Source organism: Sphingomonas elodea ATCC 31461 (genome assembly GCF_000226955.1).
In the GTDB taxonomy this organism is placed as follows: domain Bacteria; phylum Pseudomonadota; class Alphaproteobacteria; order Sphingomonadales; family Sphingomonadaceae; genus Sphingomonas; species Sphingomonas elodea.
Map to the genome: position 1 here is coordinate 81,204 of NZ_AGFU01000036.1, position 22,917 is coordinate 104,120.

A 22,917-nucleotide genomic window follows, 5' to 3' on the forward strand; every position below is an offset into this window, starting at 1 on the left:
CCCCATGCCATAGGCGGGGCGTGCCCGACAACGCTCCTGAATCGATCGCCGCCGCGCTTCTCGCCTGGTACGACGTGCATGCCCGCCACCTGCCCTGGCGCGCGCCGCCCGGAGCCACGGCGAACGATCCGTACACGGTGTGGCTTTCCGAGGTGATGCTGCAACAGACCCAGGTCGCCACGGTGATCCCGTACTTCGAGAAATTCACGTCGCGCTGGCCGAGCTTCGCGGCGATGGCGGCGGCCGAGGATGCCGACGTGATGGCCGCCTGGGCCGGCCTCGGCTACTATGCCCGCGCCCGCAACATGCTCGCCTGCGCTCGCGAGGTCGCGCGGTTGGGTAATCTGCCCGACACCGAGGCGGGATTGCGTGCACTTCCCGGCATCGGCGACTATACCGCCGCGGCGATCGCCGCGATCGCCTTCGGACGGCGCGCGGTGGTGGTAGATGCCAATGTCGAGCGGGTGGTGTCGCGACTGTTCGCGCTCGCCGACCCGCTGCCGGGATCGCGCCCGGCGATCCGGCGGTTGACCGATACGATCACCCCCGAGCGCCGGGCCGGTGATTTCGCCCAGGCGATGATGGACCTGGGCAGCGGCATCTGCACCGTCCGCGCGCCGAAGTGCCTGCTCTGCCCGGTCGCATTCGGATGCACGGCGCGGGCGGAAGGCAATCCCGAGACCTACCCGGTCAAGGCGAAGAAGGCCCCCAAGCCGCAGCGCCACGGCACGATGTTCTGGCTGGAGCGGGACGATGCGGTGCTGCTCGTCCGCCGGCCCGACAAGGGGCTGCTCGGCGGCATGCGCGCGCTGCCCACCGGCCCCTGGGCGGACACGCCGCCCGGCATGGCGGAAGCGCCGATGGCTGCCGACTGGCGGATGCTGAACCAAACCGTCCGCCACGGATTCACCCATTTCGAGCTGGACGTGGCGCTTGCGACTGCAACAATCCCTCGCCATGCAAGCGCACCCCCGGGCGAGTGGTGGCCGGTCGCCGACATCGAGTCGGCGGGCCTGCCCACCGTTTTCGCCAAGGCGGCCAAAGCGATACGGAGACTGCGATGACGGCGAAGCGAATGTTCGGACTCATCGGGGCAACCCTGCTGCTCCAGGCGCCGTCGGTGCAGGCCCAGACCGCGCCTGCGCCCAGCCAGGTCGAGACCTTCGCCCGCCAGACGGTCGCCTCGGGCAAGGTGCCCGGCATCGTCGTCACCTATGCCAAGGGGCAGGCGCCGATGACGGTGGTGAGCGAGGGCCGCATGGCCGACGCCGCCACCGCGCCCAAGGTGAATGCCGACACGCTGTGGCGGGTCTATTCGATGACCAAGCCGATCACCGGCATCGCCGCGATGATCCTGATCGAGGAAGGCAAGCTGAAGCTCGACCAGCCGATCAGCGACTTCATCCCCGCCTTCAAGACGATGAAGGTGCTGGTCGATCCCGCCAAGGACCTGACCAGCCGCCCGGCGACCAAGGCGATCACCGTTCGCCACCTGCTGACGCACACCGCCGGGCTCGGCTACAACGTCGTCACCAAGGGCCCGCTGCTCAACGAATATAACCGGCTGGGCATCAACCCGGCGCAGGTGAGCGATTCGTTCGAGGCTACCGCGCGACCCGCCCGCCCGGCGACGCTGGAGGAATTCGCCAACCGCACCGCGACGCTGCCGCTGATCGCCGAGCCGGGTGCCAAGTTCAGCTACTCGATCGGGCTCGACGTGCTCGGCCGAGTAATCGAGGTGGCGAGCGGGATGCCGTTCGACAGCTTCGTCAACACCCGCATCCTCGGCCCCCTCAAGATGACCTCCAGCTACTGGACGGTGCCGGCCGGCGAAGCGGGCCGCCTGGCCGACGAATATATGATGGTGGGCGGCAACCGCCTGCCGATCGATCCGGGCGCGACCTCGGTCTATCTGAAGAAGCCGAGCTTCCCCTATGGCGGGGCCGGGCTCGCCATGTCGGCCCGCGACTATGACCGCTTCCTGCACATGCTGCAGAATGGCGGCACGCTGGACGGCGTGCGCATTCTCAAGCCGGAGACGGCGGCGCTCGCCATGTCGGACCTGCTGCCGCCGGGCGTCGACAAGACGCTGCTCGCGGTGATGGCGCGCGATACCGGCGTGCCGATGGGCTTCGGCGCGGGCGGATCGGTGTTCCTCGCCGACCAGCCGGGTGGCGCTGCCAAGGGCACCTATGGCTGGTCGGGCGCCGCCGGCACCTTCGCCTGGGTGGATCCGAAGAACCAGGTGCGCGCGACGATGATGGTCAACATCCTGCTCGGCGAACTGAACCTGAAGGTGCCGGTGCGCGCCGCCATCTACGCCGATCTCGCCAAGTGATCACCCCCGGCTTCACCGGCGGCACGCTCGACCGCGACGATCGCGTCCGCCACGAGCCGGAACTGCTGGCGGCAGCGCTGGCCGATCCGCGCGCGCGGCTGCTGGTACTGGACGGGCTGGTGCCGCAGCTCGACGGCGAGGGGCGCCTGGTCTGGACGGGGCTCGATGCCGCGACCCAGCCCTTGCTGTTCCTCGGCTTCCTCGACGGCGAGCCGCGCTTCGTGCAGACGCTGGCGCCCGGCACCCCGCTGCCGCCGGGTCGTCCGCCCGAGCTTTCGGCGATCCTGGATGCCTTCCGGGCAGAGGACGCCGCCCACTATGCGGCGGCGCGCAGCCTGATCGACTGGCACGCGCGGCACGGTTTCTGCGCCCGCTGCGGCACGCCGAGCGACATCTTCCGCGCCGGCTGGGGACGGCTGTGCCCCAATTGCGGCACCGAGCATTATCCGCGCGTCGACCCCGTGGTGATCATGCTGGCCGAGCGCGGCGACCGGGTGCTGCTCGGCCGCCAGCCGAGCTGGCCGCCGCATCGCTATTCGGCGCTGGCCGGGTTCCTGGAGGTGGGCGAGAGCGTCGAGGATGCGGTGCGCCGCGAAACGCTGGAGGAATCGGGCGTGCGCGTCGGCGCGGTGCGCTATGTCGCCAGCCAGCCCTGGCCCTTCCCGTCGCAACTGATGATCGCCTGCATCGGCGAGGCACTGGACGAGGAAATCGCGATCGACGCGCATGAACTGGAACATGCCGGCTGGTTCGACCGCGCGCAGGTGCAGCTGGCGCTGGACCGCGATCCCGCCGCGCCGTTCCTGGCCCCGCCCGCCTATGCGATCGCGTACACGCTGCTGAAGGCCTGGGCAGAGGGGGCGTAGCGCCTACAGACAGGCCAGCGTCGCCGCATCGATCGCGGTGGCCGCGCCCTGCAGCGGATAGGCGTCGACAAAGGGCACCCCGCCGGTATCGACGCTCTCCACGCTCAGCGCCCGGCCGTCGCGCATCGCCGCGACGATCGCGGCATCGGTGCGGGCGTCGGGCGCCCAGGCGTCGCGGCGGCTGGCGGTGAGTTCGAAGCGCCGCTCGCCCGCGACAAGCATCACCCGCGCATGATCGGCCCGCGCACGGCTGAGGCGCACGTAGAGCTGGTGGCGCACGCCGCGCCCGGGCCAGCTCGCCACGCTGACGAACGCTTCGCCGCGCCGTGCCTTGTCGGCAGGCCGCGCCACCGCGAAGCAACGCGTCGGCGCCGAATCGCGGAAGGCGCCCCAGCGCTCGAAGATGCCGATCGTCGCGCGCGCCGGCTGCTGGCCCGCCAGCACGGCCAGCGCCAGTACCGCGATCATGCCGGCGCCGCGCCCCGCCCGGTGCCGAGGTGGACGACGCTCTCCACCCCGCCCTCGATCTTCACGATCGAGCCTTGCGGAAGATCCGGCGCCACCGCCGCGTCGAACTGCGGCAGCACGTCGCGGCCGGTCATCACGCCGCGCAGGATCCGGCTCGACATGCCGTGCATGATCACCAGACGATCGCCCGGATCGTCGTTCGTGTCGGCCAGCCAGCCCGACACGCGCGCCGCGATAGCGTCATACCATTCGCCGCCTTCCGGCGGGCGGGTGTAAAGGCCGTGCTCGGCATCGAGGAAGCTGCCCACTTCCTGCTCCAGATCGGCATAGTAACGCCCGCTCCAGCTGCCCATGCCGATCTCGACCAGCCGGTCATCGGTGCGCACCTGGTGCCAGTCGAGCTCGAGATGCTCGGCGACGATCGCCAGCGTCTGCAGCGCGCGGCCGGCGCTGGACGACCAGAGGGTGAGCTTCGGCCTGGGCCCGAGCAGCCGGCGCAGCGCCGCGCCCATTGCATCGGCCTGCGCGAATCCGGCGCGGGTGAGCGGGGTGTGCGGGTGATCGCCCTGCATCCGCCGGGCAATGTTGAACACCGTTTCGCCGTGCCGCGCGATGAAATCGCGGCCTTGTCGTACATGGGCCATTGCAGGGCTGTCCCGCGAAACCGCCTGAAACGCAATGTCCCATTTTGGCCCAGATTCGTTCATCCGAGCGTCAGCGGCGGGGGTGCATCGGTCGTTTCGCTCGAAGAGCAGGCGGAGCGGGAACGAGGAGGAAAGCGCGTCGCATCGGCCGACCGATATCGGCAAGGCCCCCATCCCGAATGCCGCGAACAGCCGAGGCGGCCACGCCTTCGGCTGCAGTCAGGCCGCATCCTGTTGGTGCGGTTTCAGTGAGGAGTAGATTCATGCGTACCAAGCTTTTCATCGCCACCCTGATCGCGTCGTCCGCCCTGGCGGCGCCGGCGCTGGCGCAGAGCCAGGCGCCCGACCAGACCTTTGCCGGCTCGCACGTCGAAGTGATCACCGGCTGGGACCGGGTGAACGACAAGTCCTCCTATGACGCGTCGCGCGACGGCGTCACCTATGGCGGCAACATCGGCTACGACATCCAGCGCGGCAGCACCGTGTTCGGCGTCGAGGGCGAAGTGACCGGCTCCAGCATCAGCGACCGCACCAGCAACGTGCTCAACGCCGGCGACCGACTGCGCGTGAAGGCGGGCCGCGACCTCTATGTCGGCGGTCGACTGGGCTTCGTCGCGGGGCCCCGCACGCTGATTTATGCCAAGGCCGGCTACACCAACGCCCAGTTCATCACCGACTATGATTCGCCCGCAACCACGCCAGCGGTGTCCCTCCGCCAGCGCGACAACTACGACGGCTGGCGCCTGGGTGCCGGCGCCGAGTTCAAGCTGACCGACAAGGTCTTCGCCAAGGCGGAATATCGCTATTCCAACTATGGCTCGCAGGCGGGCGGCGTCGATCCGGAGCGCCACCAGATCATCACCGGCGTCGGCGTCCGGTTCTGATCGCCGAAAAGGCGGTTGGACTGTGGAAAAGAGGGCCGGGGCAGCTTGCTCCGGCCCTTTTTCGCGTTAAGGGTACCGCATGGCGCATTGTCACCGGCCGGGTCGCGCCGGGTAGAAAGCAGGGCGACGGCCCGGGGGTTTGAGGTACATGAAGGCGACGATCGAACGCGCAACTCTGTTGAGGGGCCTGAGCCACGTCCAGTCCGTGGTCGAGCGGCGCAACACGATTCCGATCCTGTCCAACGTGCTGATCGATGCGCAGCTGGGCGGCACGATCCGGCTGATGGCGACCGATCTAGATCTGCAGATCGACGAGACGATCCCCGCCGCGGTCGACCAGGTCGGCGCGATCACCGTCTCGGCGCACACGCTGTTCGACATCGTCCGCAAGCTGCCCGAGGGCTCGCAGGTGGTGCTCACCGCGGCCGAGGGCAAGCTGACCGTGGTCGCCGGTCGCGCCCGCTTCCAGCTCGGCACGCTGCCGCGCGACGATTTCCCGATGATCGCCGAAGGCGAGCTGCCGACCACGTTCGAGCTGCCGGCCGAAACGCTGAAGCAGATCATCGACAAGACCCGCTTCGCGATCTCCACCGAGGAGACGCGCTACTACCTCAACGGCATCTTCTTCCACGTGACCGACGATGCCAACCGCCTGCTGCGCGCGGCGGCGACCGACGGCCACCGGCTGGCGCGCGTCACCGTGCCGTGCCCGGACGGCGCCGATGCGATGCCGGGCGTGATCGTGCCGCGCAAGTGCGTGGCGGAGCTGCGCAAGCTGCTCGACGAGGTCGACGGGTCGGTGGGCGTCTCGCTCTCGCCCTCGAAGATCCGCTTCGACCTGGGCCAGGCGATCCTCACCTCCAAGCTGATCGACGGCACCTTCCCAGATTACAGCCGCGTCATCCCGACCGCGAACGACAAGCTGCTCAAGCTCGATCCGAAGAGCCTGATGCAGGGCGTGGATCGCGTCTCGACCATCGCGACCGAGAAGACCCGTGCGGTGAAGATGACGCTGGAGCGCGACAAGGTCGTGCTCTCGGTCACCAGCCCCGAGAACGGCGTGGCGGCGGAAGAAGTGCCTGGCGAATATGCCGCGATGGGCTTCGAGATCGGCTTCAACAGCCGGTATCTGATGGACATTCTCGGCCAGATCGAAGGCGATCTCGTCGAGGTGCACCTGGCCGATGCCGCGGCGCCGACGCTGATCCGCGAGAACGACACCTCGCCGGCGCTTTACGTACTGATGCCGATGCGGGTCTGACCCGCTTCGGATATTCCTTTATAAACAGCGGCTTCAGATGGTTGATGGCCGCTTTCCGGGCGCCCCCGCGCTTTCCACGGCTTTGCCGCGCGAGGCGGAGCCGCCATACCGGCACCAAGCCCCGAGGGTCGCCCTTACGGGACTTGGGTCGGGCGGCGGATCTCCCTGGGTTCGTCGCCCGCCTCAGGCGAATGCGGGCGCGCGTTGAATTGTCCGCCCGAGGATGCTATTAACAACCGTGTCAGTTACACGGATCGAACGCATGGCGACTCAGGCACCGCAACCGCCTATGAACTCGGCGCCGATCAACCCCGGCGTCCCGCTCAAGCGGGAATGGGGGGTCGCCTTCGCCGCGCTCCGCCGATTGCTCGCCAATGGCGACGATACCGAACAGGTCTTCAAGATCATGCGCGCGCTGAACGGCGACGTCAGCCAGCGCAACTACGCCAAGCTGCTGTCCGTGCCCGGCGGCGGCCGCCTCGCCTATCGCCGGCTGGAGCTGTCGCAGCGTCTCACCGATCGCAACTGGATCGACAGCTTCGCCCCCGGCACGCTGGGGGCGGCCTATCGGGACTTTCTCGACTCCACCGGCTATTCCGCGGACGGGCTTGTCCAGGTCAGCATGGTCGAGGGCGGATTCCAGGGGATCGAGGTCGAACATCCCTATGCCTGGATGGGCCGGCGCGAACGCGACATCCACGATCTGTGGCACGTGCTCACCGGCTATCAGGCGGACGAGCATCTCGGCGAGCTGTGCCTCGTCGCCTTTTCCTATGCGCAGACCGGCGGCCTCGGCTGGGGCTTCATCGCGCTGGGCGGGGCGCTGAAAAGCATACGCACCACCGGGCGTTTCGATTGCGTGAAGGCGATCCTCGAAGGCTATCGCCACGGCAAGCGCGCCCGCTGGCTGCACGGCGAGGATTATGAGAAGCTGCTGGAGGAGCCGCTGGACGCCGCCCGCGCCCGTCTCGGCATTGCGGAGCCGAAGCGCTACAAGGTCGCCCAGGCAAGGCTCGCAGCGGCGGGGATCGGCGCGCTCTAAGCCGCCACCGCAAAGAAAAAGGGCGCCCGGCCGAAGCCGCGGCGCCCTTCTTCGTTCGATCGCCGGTTACTTTGCGGCCGGGCTCGCTTCCGGTGCCGGAGCGGGCGCCGGCGCCGGGGTCGTGCCCTCCGCGGGCGCAGCACCGGCCTTGTCGCCGGCAGCCTTGGCGGCGTCGAGCGCCTTGTTGGCCTGCTCCATGATCCGCTGGCGGAGCGCCGCACGGTCGAGCACCTTGGGCAGCGCGAACTCGGCGGCGGGGATCGCGCCGGGCTTCACGCTCTGCAGGGTCAGCGCCTCGCCCAGGCGCAGCACCGCGCCCTTGGCGATCACGTCTTCCAGCGTCTTCTCGGCCTTGGGCACGCTGGTGAACATGGTGGCCATGCGCGCCGCGCTCAGGCGGGTCTGCATGCCGATCGCGGTGGCGACGTTCTTCAGGCGCGAATCGTCGCTGACGACGATGCGGATCGAATCGCCCTGCGGATTGCCCTTGGGCTGCACGCTCCAGATCGTGCCCTTCTGGTCGCCGACCTTCTCCTCGCCGACCTGCACCGCCTCATATTCGGGGTCCTGCGGCAGCGGCTGGGGCTTCATGCCCTTTTCCTTGGCGATGTCCTGCGTCGCCGCGACGAAGTCGGCGAAGCTCGCCGCGAACTTCTCGTTGCCGTCGGTGATGACGACGTAATCGGTGCCACCCTTGTGGATCAGCGTCTGCGGGCCGGCTTCCAGCTTGGCGTCGCCATTGGCGGCCGCCTTGATGGTGAGCGTACCGCGACCGCCGGCAGCGGCATATTGCGCGGTCACGTCCTCGGGCGCCTTGGAGCAGGCCGCGACCAGCGCGAGCGTGGCAATCGTAAGAGTCTTGCGGATCATCAGTTTCTATCCCTTCGCCACGATCTATCTGCCAAGCGGTGTTCGTGGGCAAGGTGCTGCGCTACAGCCGCATTCATGGCCGTCAAGCGTCTCCTGCTCACCGACTTTCGCAATCACGCCGATGCCTTGCTGACGCCGGGTGCCGACTTCGTGGTGCTTAGCGGCGAGAACGGCGCGGGCAAGACCAACATCCTCGAAGCGGTATCGCTGCTCGCCCCCGGCCGGGGCCTGCGCGGCGCACCGCTGGGGGAGATGGCCCGGCAGGGTGGCCCCGGCGGGTTCGGCATCGCCGCGACGCTGGACCATGCCGAGATCGGCACCGGCACCCGGGCCGATGCGCCCGAGCGGCGGATCGTCCGCGTCAACGGCGCCACCGCCGCGGCGACCAGCCTGGCGCAGTGGCTGGTGGTGCTGTGGCTTACGCCGGCGATGGACCGGCTGTTCCTCGAGGCGCCCGGCGAGCGCCGCCGCTTCCTCGACCGGCTGACCCTCGGGCTCGACCCCCGCCATGCGCAGGAGGCGACGCGCTACGAGGCGGCGATGCGCGAGCGCAACCGCCTGCTCGCCGGTGAGACGCCGCCCGACCCCGCCTGGCTCGATGCGCTCGAAGCCCGCATGGCCGAGCATGGCGCTGCGATCGATGCCGCCCGGCGGGATGCGGTGGCGGCGCTGGGCGCGCGGCTCGCCGATCAGCCGGCGGGCCCCTTCGCCCGCGCCCGGCTGGTGCTGGAAGGATGGCAGGGCGACGCGTCTACCCTCGCCGGGCTGCTGCGCGAGGGCCGTCGCCGCGACGCCGCCGCGGGCCGGACCCTCACCGGCCCGCACCGCGCGGATCTGGCGGTGACCCATCTCGACAAGGGACAGCCGGCGCATCTCTGCTCCACCGGCGAGCAGAAGGCGCTGCTGCTCGGCATCGTCCTCGCCCATGCCGAACTGGTGGCGGACCGGGTCGGCAGCCCGCCGATCCTGTTGCTGGACGAGGTTGCCGCGCACCTCGATCCCGGTCGGCGCGCGGCGCTGTTCGATCGGCTGGCGGGGCGCGGCCAGGTCTGGATGACCGGTACCGAGCCCGCGCTGTTCGAGGCCGTCCCCGCCGCCGCCACCCGCTACCGGGTGGCGGAAGGCCGGGTGGAACCCGAATGACGCCTCAATCCTTGCGGTCTTCCTTCTTGTCCTCGACCGGCAACTTCGGGACCGCGGCGCGGGCCGCAGCGGTGGGCGCGGCCGGCGGGCGGCAGCCCTTGGAGACGCCCAGTCCCTTCAGATAGGCGCGGCGAATCGTGCCGCCATAGAGCGCCGCGGTCACCCGCTTCTCCTGCTTGTCGGCGCCCGTCACCATCCGCACCAGCCCGAAGCCGGGGATCAGCGCGCCGACGATCGCCCGGCTGCCGGCCGCCGCGATCGCGCCGCCATTGCCCCCCTGCGCGCCGGGCGCATCGGCATCGGTGCCGAGCACGCCGTTCAGCTGGGCGATGCCGGCACGGATCTGCGCACAGCTCTTGGTTCCCTGCGACGAATAGGGTGCGGAGGCCGCGAGCAGCAGCACATCCGGAATCTTCTTTTCGTTTATCCGCAGGTCGCGCAGCGGCGCCTGTGCGCCGTCGCCGACGCTCTGTTTCTGCTGCTGTGCCATGGCCGGCGACGCCAACAGGATCGCGGCCAGGCCGGCCGCCATGATCGTCCGCATCTTCAATCTCCCGGTGAATCTTCAAAGCTGCGCGGGAAAGGCGCGGAACCGCAACATTGTTCCATCGAAACGATGTGCCGAATTGACTTTTGTGCGCCCGCCGCTAGGGCCGTCGACGGGCCACGCGGTCCCAACGCCGCGCGTGCTCTCTGTGAGGAGAGTCTACATGACTGATTTGACTGCCGCCGACGCCACTCTTGCGCCTGCGAAGCCCGCCACCAAACCGGCGCGTCCCTATTTTTCCTCTGGTCCCTGCGCCAAGCCCCCGGGCTGGTCGCCCGATAAGCTCGCTTGTCAGTCGCTCGGCCGCTCGCACCGCTCGAAGCTGGGCAAGACCCGCCTCCAATACTGCATCGACCTGATGCGCGAACTGCTCCGCCTGCCGGACACCCACCGTATCGGCATCGTGCCGGGTTCGGATACCGGCGCGTTCGAAATGGCGATGTGGACGATGCTGGGCGCCCGCCCCGTCACCACGCTCGCCTGGGAAAGCTTCGGTGAGGGTTGGGTCACCGATGCGGTCAAGCAGCTCAAGCTCGATCCCACCGTGCTGCGCGCCGACTATGGCCAGATCCCCGATCTGACCGCGGTCGACTGGTCGAACGACGTGCTGTTCACCTGGAACGGCACCACCTCCGGCGCGCGCGTGCCGAACGGCGACTGGATCGCCGCCGACCGCGAGGGCCTGAGCTTCGCCGACGCGACCTCGGCGGTGTTCGCCTACGACCTGCCCTGGGACAAGATCGACGTCGCCACCTTCTCCTGGCAGAAGGTGCTGGGCGGCGAAGGCGCGCACGGCGTGCTGATCCTCGGCCCCCGCGCGGTCGAGCGGCTCGAAACCTATACCCCCGCCTGGCCGCTGCCGAAGGTGTTCCGCCTCGTTTCCAAGGGCAAGCTCGCCGAGGGCGTGTTCAAGGGCGAGACGATCAACACGCCGTCGATGCTGGCGGTGGAAGACGCGATCTTCGCGCTCGAATGGGGCAAGGGCCTGGGCGGCGCCGAGGGGCTGATCGCCCGTTCGGACGCCAATGCCGCCGCGCTCGACAAGATCGTCGCCGAACGCGACTGGCTCGGCCACCTCGCCGAGGATCCGGCGATCCGCTCGCGCACCAGCGTCTGCCTCACCGTCGAGGGTGCCGATGCCGACTTCATCAAGAAGTTCGCCGGCCTGCTCGAAAAGGAAGGCGCGGCCTATGACGTGGCCGGCTATCGCGATGCGCCGGCAGGCCTGCGCATCTGGTGCGGCGCGACCGTCGACACCGCCGATATCGAGGCGCTCGGCCCCTGGCTCGACTGGGCCTACGCCACCGCCAAGGCGGGCTGATCCCTGCCATGCTCCTGCGAAAGCAGGAGCCCAGGCCCATACGCGATTCCCTCAGAAACTCTGGGCTCCTGCTTTCGCAGGAGTACCGCCGTGCACAGGAGCATTCCATGCCCAAGGTACTGATTTCCGACAAGATGGACCCCAAGGCCGCGCAGATCTTCCGCGAGCGTGGGCTGGAAGTGGACGAGATTACCGGCAAGACCCCGGACGAGCTCAAGGCGATCATCGGCAACTATGACGGCCTCGCCATCCGCAGCTCGACCAAGGTCACCAAGGACATTCTCGAGCATGCGCCGAACCTGAAGGTGATCGGCCGCGCCGGCATCGGCGTCGACAATGTCGACATCCCCGCCGCCTCGGCCAAGGGCGTGGTGGTGATGAACACGCCCTTCGGCAACTCGATCACCACCGCCGAGCACGCCATCGCGCTGATGTTCGCGCTCGCCCGCCAGCTGCCCGAGGCCGATGCCTCGACCCAGGCCGGCAAGTGGGAGAAGAACCGCTTCATGGGCGTCGAGCTGACCGGCAAGACGCTGGGCCTGATCGGCGCGGGCAATATCGGCTCGATCGTCGCGGACCGCGCCATTGGCCTGCGCATGCGCGTGATCGCCTATGACCCGTTCCTCACGCCCGAGCGTGCGCTGGAAATGGGCGTCGAGAAGATGTCGCTCGACGACCTGCTGCTGCGCGCCGACTTCATCACGCTGCACACGCCGCTGACCGACCAGACCCGCAACATCCTGAGCCGCGAGAATCTCGCCAAGACCAAGAAGGGCGTGCGGATCATCAACTGCGCGCGCGGCGGCCTGATCGACGAGGCGGCGCTGAAGGAAGGGCTGGAGAGCGGCCATATCGCCGGCGCCGCGCTCGACGTGTTCGCGGTGGAGCCCGCCAAGGAGCATCCGCTGTTCGGCACGCCGAACTTCGTCGCGACGCCGCACCTCGGCGCCTCGACCACCGAAGCGCAGGTCAACGTGGCGATCCAGGTCGCCGAGCAACTCGCCGACTATCTCGTCACCGGCGGCGTGACCAACGCGCTCAACGTGCCGAGCCTCTCGGCCGAGGAGGCGCCGCGGCTCAAGCCCTATATGGCGCTGGCCGAGAAGCTGGGCGGCCTGGTCGGGCAACTGGCGCATGGCGAGCTCAACAGCATCGCGATCGAGGTCGAGGGTGCGGCCGCCGAGCTCAACCAGAAACCGATCACCAGCGCGGTGCTCGCCGGGCTGATGCGCGTCCATTCGGACACGGTGAACATGGTCAACGCGCCGTTCCTCGCCAAGGAGCGCGGGCTCGACGTGCGCGAAGTGCGCCATGACCGCGAGGGCGACTATCACACGCTGGTGCGCGTGACCGTCGGCACCGAATCGGGCGCGCGCTCGGTGGCGGGTACGCTGTTCAGCAACGCCGCCCCGCGCCTGGTCGAGCTGTTCGGCATCAAGGTCGAGGCCGATCTGGTCGGCCCGATGCTCTACATCGTCAACGAGGACGCGCCGGGCTTCATCGGCCGCCTGGGCACGACGCTGGGCGAGGCGGGCGTCAACATCGGCACCTTCCACCTCGGCCGCCGCTCGGCCGGCGGCGAGGCGGTGCTGCTGCTCTCGGTCGACGAGGCGGTGGACGACGCGCTGCTCGGCAAGGTCCGCGCGCTGCCGGGCGTGAAGACCGCCATGGCGCTCGGCTTCTGAAGCCATTAGGGGAGGCGGCCATGACTGGTCTCCTCCCCGAAGGGTTTCACGATCGACTGCCGCCCGCCGCCGATGCCGCGGCGCGGCTCGAAACGCGCGTGCTGGGGCTTGCCCGGCTCTATGGCTATGAACAGGTCGATCCGCCGCTCGCCGAGTTCGCCGACGAACTGGCGACGCGGCTCAAGACCGGCGCGGTGCGCGATGCGGTGCGCTTCGTCGATCCGGTGTCGCAGCGCAGCCTCGCCATCCGGCCGGACCTGACCGCGCAGGTCGGCCGCATCGCGGCGACGCGCATGGGTCACCATCCGCGGCCGGTACGGCTCTGCTATGCGGGCCAGGTGCTCAAGCTGAAGGCGCCCGCGCTCGATCCGCGCCGGGCGATGCGCCAGATCGGCTGCGAGCTGATCGGCCGCGACAGTGTGGCGGCGGCGATGGAGATCGTCCGCGTCGCGATCGAGGCGCTGCAATCAGCGGGCGTCGAAGGCCTCGCAATCGATTTCACCTTGCCCGACTTGGTCGACACCCTCGCCGGCGGTACGCTGCCGCAGGAGAAGCTCACCGCGCTGCGCGAGCGGCTGGATGCCAAGGACGCCGGCGGCGTCGCCGCGATCGATCCCAAGTATCTGCCGCTGATCGAGGCTGCCGGCCCGTTCGACAGCGCGATGGCCAAGCTGCGCGCGACCGATGCCGGGACGGCGCTGGCCAGCCGCATCGACGGCCTCGCCACCATCGCCGCGAGCATCCCCGCCGGCGTTGTGCTGACGCTCGATCCCACCGAGCGCCATGGCTTCGAATATCAGACCTGGCTCGGCTTCTCGATCTTCACGCGCGGCGTGCGCGGCGAGATCGGCCGCGGCGGCACCTATACGGTGGTGCACGATGGCGGCCGCGAGGAGCCGGCGGTCGGCTTCTCGCTCTATGCGGACCCCATTCTCGATGCCGGCATGGGGGGCGATGCGCGGCGCCGGCTGTTCCTGCCGTTCGGCACCGATGCGGCAACCGGCGCCGCCCTGCGCGCGCAGGGCTGGGTGACGGTCACCGCGCTGGAGGCGGAGGATACGCCCGAGGCGCAGCTGTGCAGCCACGAACTGCGCGACGGGGTGCCGATCGCGCGTTGAACCGCAGCCGTCGCCCCGACCGCGGGGCGACGGCGTGACGGTTCACTCCATCTGATCGATCAGCGCCTGGATCGGCGCGAAGGCGAACGCGACCGAGCTGTCCGCCACACCGTACGGGATGAACAGGCTGTCGCCGTGGCGGATCGCGCCGCAGGTATAGACGACGTTGGGCACATAGCCTTCGCGGTCCTGATCGGCGGCGGCCAGCAGCGGCGCGCGCGAGCGGGCGAGCACCTTGGAGGGATCGTTCTTGTCGAGCAGCGCCGCGCCGATCGAATATTTGCGCATCGCGCCGACGCCGTGGGTGAGCACCAGCCAGCCATCGTCGGTCTCGATCGGCGGGCCGCAATTGCCCATCTGCACCAGCTCCCAGGGGAAGCGCGGCTTGATGATCAGGTCGCCGCCTTCCCAATGGGTGATGTCGTCCGAGGTATGCAGGAAGATGTTCTCGCCGTCCTGTCGGCCGAGCATCATGTACTTGCCGCCGACCTTGCGCGGGAACAGCGCCATGCCCTTGTTGCGTGCGGCGCTGCCGGTCATCGGCACGAGATCGATACCCCGCCAGTCGCGCGTGCGCAGCAGCTCGGACTGGATCGCGGAGCCGTTATAGGCGGTGTAGGTGCCGATCCATTCGACCGTGCCATCGTCATGGGTGAAGTGGCAGATCCGCAGATCCTCCAGCCCGTTCGACTGGGCGCGGGTGATCGGGAAGATCACCGTGCCGGACAATGTGGAATCGCGGTGGCGGTAAATCCGCACCGGCCCTTCCATCGCGCGCTCGTCCGGCTCGCGCGCGTCGGCGGCGGTGGCGAAGGGCGGCTCGGGGGCGAGCGTCAGCCCGCTGCCGTCGGTGATGATGCCTTCGCGGAACGCAACCGAGGAGATATGCCCTTCGCCCACCGCGCGCAGCGACATCAGGATGCGCATGCTGCCCGGCGGCATGCCGGTCTGGTCGTAATGCGGCACCGCGCTGGGATTCATCAGGGCGGCGGCGGCATAGCTGTATTCGTGGCAGAAATAGGCACCAAGCAGCTGGCGCTTCTCGTCACCGATCGCCGCGCCGTCGAGGCCGAGCATCGCCTCGATCTCGTCATAGCGAGTCATGAACACGCGACGCGTCTGCCAGTGGCGCGCTTCGAAGTCCTTGAGGACGAGCTCAAGCTCCGCCCGCGCCTGGGCGGGCGAGAGCGCAAGCACCTCGCTGACGATCCGCTCCGTGCGGCTGGGCGCCCCGCCATTGGTGGAGGCCCAGGCGACATGGAACGGGCGCACGACGACGCGCGACGGATCGGCGCGAAGCCGAAGGCTATGATGAAACAGTTCCGGCATTCAGCAACCCCCGGGGAACGCGCTCGTTACGGCGCCGTCCCCCGTATCGCTTCAGGCGACGGCGAGTTCCGGTCCTGCCACGCTTTTATTGCCCTTTGAAAGAGCAGAGATCGCGCAATTCGCCAGCTGGAGTGCGAGAATCGACTCGGCGCCCTGATTGCGGTTGAGCCCGGTCGGCATCAGGCCGTCGAAACAGCCGCCGTCGGCCACGCTTGCCAGCGGCGTGTCGAGATCGTTCGCCCCAAGATACCAGCGATAGGCACGCATCGCCTCGTCGGCCCAGCGCCGGTCGCCGGTGACATCGTGCGCGGCGAGACAGGCATCGATCGTCGCCTGCGCCTCCAGCGGCTGCTGGTCGAACGGAAGAGGCTCGGCATATTCGCGACCGAAGCTTTCGGTGCCCACCGCGCGGAAGCGCCCCTCGGGGGACGTCTGGCGCTGGACGATCCAGGCGAGCGTCTCCAGCCCCGTGTCGATAAAGTCGCGACGGCCAAGCGCGCGGCCGGCGCGCAGCAGCGCCTCCGGCAGGCGGGCATTGTCATAGGCCAGCACGATCTCGAACCAGCTCCAAGCCGGGCGGCGCGTGCGTTCGAGCAGCGCGACCAGCTCGTTGCCGAAGCGCGTCAGGATCTCGCGCGACAAGGCATGGCCCGGATGGGCCTCCGCCATCGCGGCGGCGCCGAGCATCGCAAAGGCGTGCGCACGCGGGCTCCCCAGGTCAAAGGCGATCGAGGCCGTCTCGTCGAACAGCACCGACGCCCAGTCCCGATGCTTCTGCGCGCGGGCATCGCGCGCGGTGACGCCCAGCGCCCACACCGCGCGGCCGTTCGAATCTTCCGAACCCTCGTCCTCACACCAGCTACGGTCGAAGTTCATGAAGTTGCGGAACTTGCGCTTGTCCGGATTCCACGCATGCTGGACGAAGCCGCCATAGATGGCGGTCCAGCGGTCGCGCACCGCCTCGTCGACCTCGTCGATCTTGCTCATCAGGATCAGCGCGCGGGCATTGTCGTCGATGCAATAGCCGTGGCGGCGATCGGGCACCGAATAGATCGAATGCTGGAGCATACCGGTCGAATCGCTCATCCGTTCCACCGCGGTCAGTACCGGGCTGAGCGGCGGCAGCTCGTTTGACGACCGGGTGATGCGGCGCGGCTTCTCGTCGAGAATGGCGTCGATCTGTGCGACCGCACGCTCGGCAAGGCGGGCCCACAGCATCGTGCGCCCGCGGGTATAGGCGCGATCCGCCAGAGCACTCCGCGCATCGGCGTCACCGAGCAGGCGATTGATCTCACGAGCGAAACCGGCGCTGTCGGCGAAATCGACGATCACTCCATGTGCATCCGCAAGAATTTCCGTCGCGTGGATATAGGGTGTCGAGATAACCGGCTTCCCCATGCTTACCGCGTAGGAAAGCGTGCCCGATGTTATCTGCGCGGGGTTGAGATACGGCGTAACGTACAGGTCGGCCGCCTGCAAATAGTCGAGCAGGTCGCTCTGCTCGACAAAGCGATTTACGAACTGCACGTTGTGATCCAGGCCGGCCGCCTGAACTTGGGCCAGCAGCCTGTCCCGATAGGCCTCCCCTTCATGGGCGACCAGATTGGGATGGGTCGCGCCAAGTAGCACATAGAGTGCGTTCGGATGCTCGGCGACGACCGAGGTCATTGCCTCGATCATCGTCTCGATCCCCTTGTTGGGCGCGAGCAGGCCGAAGGTCAGCACCACATCGCGACCTTCCCAGCCGAACCTCGGCTTGAACGCGGCGGTGTCGGCGAAGGCCCGGTCGGGCACACCGTGCGGGATGACCTTGATCTTGCTGCCGTCCACGCCGTGGACGCGCTTCAGTATTTCGCGACCCTTCTCGGCCATCACGATCAGCGTGGACGCGCGACGGATCAGCGCCTCCATCACCCGACGCTCATCGGAGCTCGGGCGCTCGAGGACGGTGTGGAGCGTGACGATGACCGGGATCGAGACGCGGTCGGTGAGCGCGAGCAGCAACTCGCCGGCTGCACCGCCGAAAATGCCATATTCGTGCTGAATCCACAGCGCCTCCGCACCACTCGCCTCGATCTTGCGGGCGGTATCCAGATAGGCGCTGCGGTCATTCTGCGCGATGCTGCCCGTCACCTGGGGCGGATAGGCGTAATGCCCGGGAAGATCGTCCATCGCGTAGACGTCGACCTGGATACCCGGATAGCGCTCGGCGAACGCCGTATAGGTATCGGTAGTAAAGGTGGCGATCCCGCATTTGCGCGGCAGGAAGTTGCCGATCAGGGCAAGATGCCGGATCCTCGGATGAATCGGAGACCGTGCCATGGCGGACCTTTCGCTGTTGCGTGATGGACGAGGCGCAAAACTGCGCTGTTCGTCCTGCTTAACTCCTGTTCTTGATATAAGTTGCGACTCTATTGCACCGCACAATCTACTTGCGGTCGGCGGTGCTGTACATGGGGTGTTCAGCCCCGCCCGCGATAGCTGGGAACCCCTTGCTCGGGGATCCACACATCCTCGGGCGGCTTGCCGGACTGCCAGAACACATCGATCGGGATGCCGCCGCGCGGGTACCAATAGCCGCCGATCCGCAGCCACACCGGCTGCATCTCGCGGAACAGCCGCTCGCCGATGCCGACGGTGCAATCCTCGTGGAACGCGCCGTGGTTGCGGAAGCTGCCCAGGAACAGCTTGAGCGACTTGGATTCGACGATCCGTTCCCCCGGCACATAGTCGATCACCAGATGCGCGAAATCGGGCGCGCCGGTGATCGGGCAGAGCGAGGTGAATTCGGGCGCGGCGAACCGCACCAGATAGCGCAGGCCCGGCCGCGGGTTGGGAACATAGTCGAGTTCCGCTTCCTCCGGGGTGGCGGGCAGGGCGGATTGCTTACCGAGATGCTTGGCGTCCATGCGGGCCATGTAGGCGTTTGCGGTGCGGTTTCCATAGGGCTAGGACCTACCCGCATGGACGGATTGATCACCACCGAAGCGCTGGCCGGCATGCTCGGCGCCGACGACCTGCTGGTCCTCGACGCGACCTACACCTCCACCATCCCGGGCGCAGCCAGACAGGACCCGCGCGCGGAGTTCGAGGCGGGACATATCCCTGGCGCGCGGCTGCTCGATCTCGACACGCTGGTCGATGCCGCAAACCCGCTGCCTTCGATGCTGCCCACGCGGGCTGTGTTCGAGGACCGCATGGCGCAGCTGGGAGTAACCGCCGGCACCCGCATCGTCCTGTACGACAACAGCCCGCACCACACCGCCTGCCGCGCCTGGTGGGTCCTGCGGATGTTCGGGGTGCAGGCCGCCATCCTCGACGGCACTATGGGCCATTGGCGCGCCGAGGGGCGGCCGGTGCAGACCGGACCGCATCTCGCCGCCGCCTCGGTCTTCACCGCTGGCGAACCCGCCGCGCAGATCCGCACGCTCGACGAGATGCGCACCACCACCGAGCAGATCGTCGACGCCCGCTCGGCCGCGCGCTTCACCGGCGAGGAGCCCGATCCGCGTCCCGAATGCGCCGCCGGGCACATGCCGGGCGCCAAGAACATTCCCTATGGCCGCTTCTTCGAAAGCGACGGCCACTGGAAGTCCCCCGAAGGCATCCAGGCGGTGTTCGACGCTGCCGGGCTCGACCTCAACCGGCCGCTGGTCGCCACCTGCGGTTCGGGAATCACCGCATCGGTGATCGTCTTTGCCGCGCATCTGCTCGGCCACGAGATCGCGCTCTACGACGGCAGCTGGACCGAATGGGGCGCGCAGCCCGATACCGCGAAGGCCATCGGCGCATGAGCGAGCATGACGACAAGGATGCGACCAAGGTCGTCCATGCCGGGCGCCGCCCCGAATGGACGCAGGGCATCGTCAACCCGCCCGTATGGCGCGCCTCGACCATCCTCTATGACGACATCGCCGCAATGCGCGAGCGCGGCAGCGCGGACACGCACCACAAGCTCTATTACGGCCGGCGCGGCACGCCGACCCAATGGTCGCTCGCCGACGCGCTGACCGCGCTGGAGCCGGGTGCCGAGGCGACGCTCCTCTACCCCTCGGGCGTGGCGGCGATCACCACCGCGCTGCTCGCGGTGCTGTCGCCGGGCGACGAGGTGCTGCTGCCCGACAGCAGCTACGAACCCACCCGCGCCTTCGGCAACACCATGCTCAAGCGGCTGGGCATCACCGCCACCTATTACGATCCGCTGATCGGCGACGGCATCGCCGCGCTCTGCACCGAGCGGACCAGGGCGATCCTGCTCGAAAGCCCGGGCAGCCTGACCTTCGAGGTGCAGGACGTTCCCGCCATCGTCGCGGTGGCCAAGGCGCGCGGGATCGTGACGCTGCTCGACAATACCTGGGCGGGGCCGCTCTATTTTCCGGCGATCGAGAAGGGCATCGACTATACGATCCTGTCCTGCTCGAAATATGTAGTCGGCCATTCCGACGTGATGATGGGATCGGTCACCGCCGCGCCGGGCGCCTATGATCGGCTGCGCACGACCACCTACCAGCTGGGCCTGTGCGCGAGCCCGGACGACGCCTATCTGGGATCGCGCGGACTGCGGACGATGGAGGTACGCCTGCGTCAGTCGGGCGCGAGCGGGCTGAAAATCGCCCAGTGGCTCAAGACCCGGCCCGAGGTGGCCCGTGTGCTCCACCCTGCCCTGCCCGACTGCCCGGGCCACGACCTGTTCGTCCGCGACTTCAAGGGGTGCGCCGGCCTGTTCTCCTTCGTGTTGAACGGCGGCGACGATGCCGCGCGCACCGCGCTGATCGACGGCCTGCGCCATTTCGGCATCGGCTTCAGCTGGGGCGGGTATGAGAGCCTGGCGATCCCCGCCGACCCGCAGCGTATCCGCACCGCCTCGCGCTGGCAGGCCGAAGGGCCGCTGATCCGGCTCTATGTCGGGCTGGAGGATCCGGACGACCTGATCGCCGATCTCGCGGCCGGCCTCGCCCGCTTCGCCGCCGCGCGCGGATGATCCGCAACCTGCTCGACCGGTTCGCCGGCATGGGGATGCGCATCCCCTCCCCGGCCGAACTGGGCGAGATGGCGGTGGCGCTGGGGCTCGCGGCACTCGCCCTGGCGGTAGGCGTACTGGTTGGCCAGCGGGTCGGCGCGCAGCTTGCGGGACTCTGGCATCGGGTGCTCGGCGAGCATGCCAACGGCATCCAGCCGCGGCTGTGCCGGATCACCCGCTATCTCACCACCGCGCTGCTGCTGTCGCCGCTGACCAGCGCCTGGCCCTGGCATCCGCCGACGACGCTGCTGCTCGGCATCCTGCTGGGACTGGGGATGGCGCTGGCGGTGGTGGAGGTGCTGCGCGGGCTGGGCCTGCCGCGGCTGGTCACCTGGGCGATGGGCATGATCGCCTTCGCCTCGCTGCTCAGCAAGACGATGGGCGGGCTGGGCGTGATCGAGGCGCTGCTGGCCCGCATCGGGTTCGACATCGGCACGCGGCGGCTGTCGCTGCTGTCGCTGCTCACCGTCGCGGTGACGGTGATCCTGATCTATGCGCTGGTCCGGCTGGCCAATCGGCTGCTGGCGGAGTGGATCGGCCGGGCCCACGGCCTGGACGCGACCCAGCGGCTGCTGGGCCAGAAGCTTGCGAGTATCGCAATCCTGGCGGTGGCGTTCTTCGTCGGCATCGACCTGCTGGGCATCGATCTGACCACCTTTGCGGTGTTTTCGGGGGCGTTCGGACTGGCGATCGGCTTCGGCATGCAAAAGACCGTCGGCAATCTGATCGCCGGCATCATCCTGCTGATGGACCGTTCGATCAAGCCGGGCGACGTGATCGTCGTGGGGGACAGCTTCGGCTGGGTGAACAAGATCGGCGTGCGCGCCGTCTCGGTGATCACCCGCGACGGCAAGGAGCATCTGATTCCCAACGAGAATCTGATGACCCAGGAGGTCGAGAACTGGTCCTACACCGATCGCAACGTGCGGGTCCGGATCGCGGTGACGGTCGCCTATGGCTGCGACCTGGAACTGGCGCAGGCGCTGATGCTGCGCGCGGCGACCGAAAGCCCGCGCGTGCTCGACACGCCCGCCCCCAATGTGTGGCTGACCGCGCTGGGCGAGAACGGCGCGGCGCACGAGATACTGGTGTGGATCAGCGATCCGGAGAGCGGCATCGGCAATGTGCGGAGCGACGTGCTCAACCGGCTGTGGAAGCTGTTCGGCGAGCACGGGATCACCGTGCCCGCCCCGCGCCGCGACGTGCGGATCAGCGCTTCGGGCAGCTAGCCGTCACGCCGTTGCACACCACGCTGCTCTTGCCGAGCGACACGGTGAAGTTCAGCCCTCGCGGATCGGGCGCGCCTTCGTAATAATCGGTGCTGATGAACTGCGCGCCCGAGGCGATCGCCGCGTCGAGCCGGCTGCGGTCATGCTTGCGCGCCTCCAGCGTCTCCGAATCGGCGCGGGTGCGGACCATGAACCCCGCCTTCACGCGGCGGGTGATCAGGCCCGCATCCTTGGTCGGGCTCTGCATGTTGAAAAAGGCCGCCTCGGGCGCGTCCTCGGGGTACCAGCCGAACATCATGCGGCCCTTCAGGCTGGCATGGCCGGCGCGATAGCGTTCCTCGTTCGCCTCCGACGTGTCGAGCACGAGCAGGAACTTGCCGCGCGACGCGCCCACCGTCGGCCAGCGATGCGCGAGCACCGCGTCGCGCAGCGTCGAAAGCGATCCCCGGACGTCGTCCGGCGCGATCACCCGATCGCGGCCGATCGTTGCCGCGATATCGGCGTCGAGCGCGTCGAGCGCGGCCGCATCGAAGCCGAGGTCGGTGGTGCGCAGCCCCGGGATCGGCCGCACGTCGCTGGCATTGACCAGCAGCATCACCGGCAGATGCCCCGGATGCGCATCGGACCAGCGGCGGAAGATCATCATGCAGGCGCGGAAGGTGCGGCAATGCGTCTGCCAGTCGAAACCCGGCACGTGGATCGTCTTGGCGCCGGGCGCGGCCATCTCCGCCCGGATCTCGGCGGGGCCGTCGGCATAGGGCGCGGCATAGGCGCCCCCCTGCGGATCGGGTGCCACGTCGATCTCGAGCTGGCGCAGCCCGAGGGCCAGCTGGCTCTCCAGCGGCGGATGGCCATAGGCAAGGCCGTCCCACTCCTTCGGCGCGAGCGCGCGGATGCGGGCCTCGACCTGGGGCAACGGATAGGGGCGATAGCTGTTGTGCGAGCCGAGCAAACGCAGCTGGTCGAGCCGCAGCGAGTCGAGGCTCCTGTCGGCATCCGGCGTGGCGCCGCCCGGCGCCATCGCCATCAACAGCGCCGCCGCCCCGACCATCAACCCCTTGCGCATCGTCATTCCTTCCGAAGAAAACCCGAGGCGGTGCCTGTGACGGGTTTTCGTTCCGGAACGATGACAGGGACACGCAAAAACGGCGG

At 68.5% G+C, this 22,917-nt stretch carries 21 protein-coding genes; 13 read left to right on the top strand and 8 right to left on the bottom strand.

Translation table 11 applies throughout. The annotated features are described in order from the left end of the window. Positions 1–20 precede the first annotated feature (20 nt). From KK7_RS0111675 to nudC, 3 genes are read left to right on the top strand one after another with little or no spacing between them, the layout of a single operon-like run. On the top strand, positions 21–1,064 hold the full coding sequence (locus KK7_RS0111675; RefSeq protein ID WP_010544832.1) for an A/G-specific adenine glycosylase: 1,044 nt from the start codon (positions 21–23) through the stop codon (positions 1,062–1,064). Beyond that, a complete protein-coding gene (locus tag KK7_RS0111680) occupies positions 1,061–2,338 on the top strand; it encodes a serine hydrolase domain-containing protein (protein WP_010544833.1) in 1,278 nt (425 codons plus the stop codon). Before KK7_RS0111675 ends, KK7_RS0111680 begins: the two co-directional genes overlap by 4 nt. Further along, complete coding sequence (gene nudC, locus KK7_RS0111685) at positions 2,335–3,204, top strand: NAD(+) diphosphatase (protein ID WP_010544834.1); 870 nt, start codon at positions 2,335–2,337, stop codon at positions 3,202–3,204. The genes KK7_RS0111680 and nudC overlap by 4 nt, the downstream gene beginning before the upstream one ends. A 3-nt stretch (positions 3,205–3,207) precedes the next feature. Here nudC and KK7_RS0111690 read toward each other — a convergent pair whose 3' ends face one another. Both KK7_RS0111690 and KK7_RS0111695 read right to left on the bottom strand, forming a co-directional pair. After that, entirely contained in the window at positions 3,208–3,672 is a 465-nt protein-coding gene (locus KK7_RS0111690; protein WP_010544835.1) for a hypothetical protein, read from the bottom strand. After that, positions 3,669–4,316 carry a histidine phosphatase family protein gene (locus KK7_RS0111695; protein WP_010544836.1) on the bottom strand — a complete coding sequence of 216 codons (648 nt, stop codon included), beginning with the start codon at positions 4,314–4,316 and terminating at the stop codon, positions 3,669–3,671. Before KK7_RS0111695 ends, KK7_RS0111690 begins: the two co-directional genes overlap by 4 nt. Positions 4,317–4,579: 263 nt before the next feature. Here KK7_RS0111695 and KK7_RS0111700 point away from each other — a divergent pair, with 263 nt between their 5' ends. The 3 genes from KK7_RS0111700 (at position 4,580) to KK7_RS0111710 (ending at position 7,503) form a co-directional block, all read left to right on the top strand. Next, complete coding sequence (locus KK7_RS0111700; protein ID WP_010544837.1) at positions 4,580–5,200, top strand: outer membrane protein; 621 nt, start codon at positions 4,580–4,582, stop codon at positions 5,198–5,200. 148 nt (positions 5,201–5,348) lie between these two features. Then, positions 5,349–6,461, top strand: coding sequence for a DNA polymerase III subunit beta (dnaN, locus tag KK7_RS0111705; protein ID WP_010544838.1), 1,113 nt, complete (start codon positions 5,349–5,351; stop codon positions 6,459–6,461). 289 nt (positions 6,462–6,750) lie between these two features. Then, on the top strand, positions 6,751–7,503 hold the full coding sequence (locus tag KK7_RS0111710) for a Coq4 family protein (protein WP_010544839.1): 753 nt from the start codon (positions 6,751–6,753) through the stop codon (positions 7,501–7,503). Between the two features lie 66 nt (positions 7,504–7,569). On the opposite strand, the gene KK7_RS0111715 is transcribed toward KK7_RS0111710, so the two are convergent. Continuing rightward, positions 7,570–8,373, bottom strand: a complete 804-nt coding sequence (locus KK7_RS0111715; protein ID WP_010544840.1) for a hypothetical protein — start codon at positions 8,371–8,373, stop codon at positions 7,570–7,572. Between the two features lie 75 nt (positions 8,374–8,448). Between KK7_RS0111715 and recF the strand changes: the two genes are divergently transcribed. Beyond that, complete coding sequence (recF, locus tag KK7_RS0111720; RefSeq protein WP_010544841.1) at positions 8,449–9,516, top strand: DNA replication/repair protein RecF; 1,068 nt, start codon at positions 8,449–8,451, stop codon at positions 9,514–9,516. A gap of 4 nt (positions 9,517–9,520) precedes the next feature. Here the strand turns inward: recF and KK7_RS0111725 are convergent, their stop codons facing one another. Then, a complete protein-coding gene (locus KK7_RS0111725; protein WP_010544842.1) occupies positions 9,521–10,060 on the bottom strand; it encodes a hypothetical protein in 540 nt (179 codons plus the stop codon). Positions 10,061–10,226: 166 nt separating this feature from the next. On the opposite strand from KK7_RS0111725, the gene KK7_RS0111730 reads away from it, so the two are divergent. The 3 genes from KK7_RS0111730 (at position 10,227) to KK7_RS0111745 (ending at position 14,187) form a co-directional block, all read left to right on the top strand. After that, positions 10,227–11,384 carry a phosphoserine transaminase gene (locus KK7_RS0111730; RefSeq protein ID WP_010544843.1) on the top strand — a complete coding sequence of 386 codons (1,158 nt, stop codon included), beginning with the start codon at positions 10,227–10,229 and terminating at the stop codon, positions 11,382–11,384. Between the two features lie 107 nt (positions 11,385–11,491). Beyond that, positions 11,492–13,069 carry a phosphoglycerate dehydrogenase gene (gene serA / locus KK7_RS0111740; protein ID WP_010544844.1) on the top strand — a complete coding sequence of 526 codons (1,578 nt, stop codon included), beginning with the start codon at positions 11,492–11,494 and terminating at the stop codon, positions 13,067–13,069. A 20-nt stretch (positions 13,070–13,089) separates the two neighbouring features. Further along, a complete protein-coding gene (locus KK7_RS0111745; protein WP_010544845.1) occupies positions 13,090–14,187 on the top strand; it encodes an ATP phosphoribosyltransferase regulatory subunit in 1,098 nt (365 codons plus the stop codon). A 42-nt stretch (positions 14,188–14,229) separates the two neighbouring features. Here the strand turns inward: KK7_RS0111745 and KK7_RS0111750 are convergent, their stop codons facing one another. The 3 genes from KK7_RS0111750 to queF form a co-directional block, all read right to left on the bottom strand. Then, entirely contained in the window at positions 14,230–15,516 is a 1,287-nt protein-coding gene (locus KK7_RS0111750) for a glycoside hydrolase family 130 protein (RefSeq protein WP_010544846.1), read from the bottom strand. A gap of 51 nt (positions 15,517–15,567) precedes the next feature. Further along, positions 15,568–17,838, bottom strand: a complete 2,271-nt coding sequence (locus KK7_RS0111755) for a glycosyltransferase family 4 protein (RefSeq protein ID WP_010544847.1) — start codon at positions 17,836–17,838, stop codon at positions 15,568–15,570. Between the two features lie 140 nt (positions 17,839–17,978). Beyond that, the gene (gene queF / locus KK7_RS0111760) at positions 17,979–18,425 is read right to left on the bottom strand and encodes a preQ(1) synthase (protein ID WP_029623206.1); all 447 of its coding nucleotides are present in this window, start codon (positions 18,423–18,425) and stop codon (positions 17,979–17,981) included. A 54-nt stretch (positions 18,426–18,479) separates the two neighbouring features. Between queF and KK7_RS0111765 the strand changes: the two genes are divergently transcribed. The 3 genes from KK7_RS0111765 to KK7_RS0111775 are packed head-to-tail and all read left to right on the top strand — an operon-like array spanning position 18,480 to position 21,765. Further along, positions 18,480–19,310, top strand: a complete 831-nt coding sequence (locus KK7_RS0111765; protein WP_010544849.1) for a sulfurtransferase — start codon at positions 18,480–18,482, stop codon at positions 19,308–19,310. Beyond that, complete coding sequence (gene metC / locus KK7_RS0111770) at positions 19,307–20,497, top strand: cystathionine beta-lyase (protein WP_010544850.1); 1,191 nt, start codon at positions 19,307–19,309, stop codon at positions 20,495–20,497. The genes KK7_RS0111765 and metC overlap by 4 nt, the downstream gene beginning before the upstream one ends. After that, positions 20,494–21,765 carry a mechanosensitive ion channel family protein gene (locus tag KK7_RS0111775; RefSeq protein ID WP_010544851.1) on the top strand — a complete coding sequence of 424 codons (1,272 nt, stop codon included), beginning with the start codon at positions 20,494–20,496 and terminating at the stop codon, positions 21,763–21,765. The genes metC and KK7_RS0111775 overlap by 4 nt, the downstream gene beginning before the upstream one ends. Here the strand turns inward: KK7_RS0111775 and KK7_RS0111780 are convergent. Continuing rightward, entirely contained in the window at positions 21,746–22,831 is a 1,086-nt protein-coding gene (locus KK7_RS0111780; protein ID WP_040598460.1) for a Ca2+-dependent phosphoinositide-specific phospholipase C, read from the bottom strand. The genes KK7_RS0111775 and KK7_RS0111780 overlap by 20 nt on opposite strands. Positions 22,832–22,917: the final 86 nt, after the last annotated feature.

What these genes read in the sequence shown, in the direction of transcription:
- KK7_RS0111730 (WP_010544843.1), top strand. Translation starts at nt 10,227, where the DNA reads ATGACTGATTTGACTGCCGCCGACGCCACTCTTGCGCCTGCGAAGCCC.
- KK7_RS0111700 (WP_010544837.1), top strand. Translation starts at nt 4,580, where the DNA reads ATGCGTACCAAGCTTTTCATCGCCACCCTGATCGCGTCGTCCGCCCTG.
- KK7_RS0111695 (WP_010544836.1), bottom strand. Translation starts at nt 4,316, where the DNA reads ATGGCCCATGTACGACAAGGCCGCGATTTCATCGCGCGGCACGGCGAA.
- KK7_RS0111680 (WP_010544833.1), top strand. Translation starts at nt 1,061, where the DNA reads ATGACGGCGAAGCGAATGTTCGGACTCATCGGGGCAACCCTGCTGCTC.
- KK7_RS0111755 (WP_010544847.1), bottom strand. Translation starts at nt 17,838, where the DNA reads ATGGCACGGTCTCCGATTCATCCGAGGATCCGGCATCTTGCCCTGATC.
- KK7_RS0111710 (WP_010544839.1), top strand. Translation starts at nt 6,751, where the DNA reads ATGAACTCGGCGCCGATCAACCCCGGCGTCCCGCTCAAGCGGGAATGG.
- KK7_RS0111780 (WP_040598460.1), bottom strand. Translation starts at nt 22,831, where the DNA reads ATGCGCAAGGGGTTGATGGTCGGGGCGGCGGCGCTGTTGATGGCGATG.
- KK7_RS0111715 (WP_010544840.1), bottom strand. Translation starts at nt 8,373, where the DNA reads ATGATCCGCAAGACTCTTACGATTGCCACGCTCGCGCTGGTCGCGGCC.
- dnaN (WP_010544838.1), top strand. Translation starts at nt 5,349, where the DNA reads ATGAAGGCGACGATCGAACGCGCAACTCTGTTGAGGGGCCTGAGCCAC.
- metC (WP_010544850.1), top strand. Translation starts at nt 19,307, where the DNA reads ATGAGCGAGCATGACGACAAGGATGCGACCAAGGTCGTCCATGCCGGG.
- recF (WP_010544841.1), top strand. Translation starts at nt 8,449, where the DNA reads ATGGCCGTCAAGCGTCTCCTGCTCACCGACTTTCGCAATCACGCCGAT.
- serA (WP_010544844.1), top strand. Translation starts at nt 11,492, where the DNA reads ATGCCCAAGGTACTGATTTCCGACAAGATGGACCCCAAGGCCGCGCAG.
- KK7_RS0111765 (WP_010544849.1), top strand. Translation starts at nt 18,480, where the DNA reads ATGGACGGATTGATCACCACCGAAGCGCTGGCCGGCATGCTCGGCGCC.
- KK7_RS0111690 (WP_010544835.1), bottom strand. Translation starts at nt 3,672, where the DNA reads ATGATCGCGGTACTGGCGCTGGCCGTGCTGGCGGGCCAGCAGCCGGCG.
- KK7_RS0111750 (WP_010544846.1), bottom strand. Translation starts at nt 15,516, where the DNA reads ATGCCGGAACTGTTTCATCATAGCCTTCGGCTTCGCGCCGATCCGTCG.
- KK7_RS0111775 (WP_010544851.1), top strand. Translation starts at nt 20,494, where the DNA reads ATGATCCGCAACCTGCTCGACCGGTTCGCCGGCATGGGGATGCGCATC.
- KK7_RS0111725 (WP_010544842.1), bottom strand. Translation starts at nt 10,060, where the DNA reads ATGCGGACGATCATGGCGGCCGGCCTGGCCGCGATCCTGTTGGCGTCG.
- queF (WP_029623206.1), bottom strand. Translation starts at nt 18,425, where the DNA reads ATGGACGCCAAGCATCTCGGTAAGCAATCCGCCCTGCCCGCCACCCCG.
- KK7_RS0111745 (WP_010544845.1), top strand. Translation starts at nt 13,090, where the DNA reads ATGACTGGTCTCCTCCCCGAAGGGTTTCACGATCGACTGCCGCCCGCC.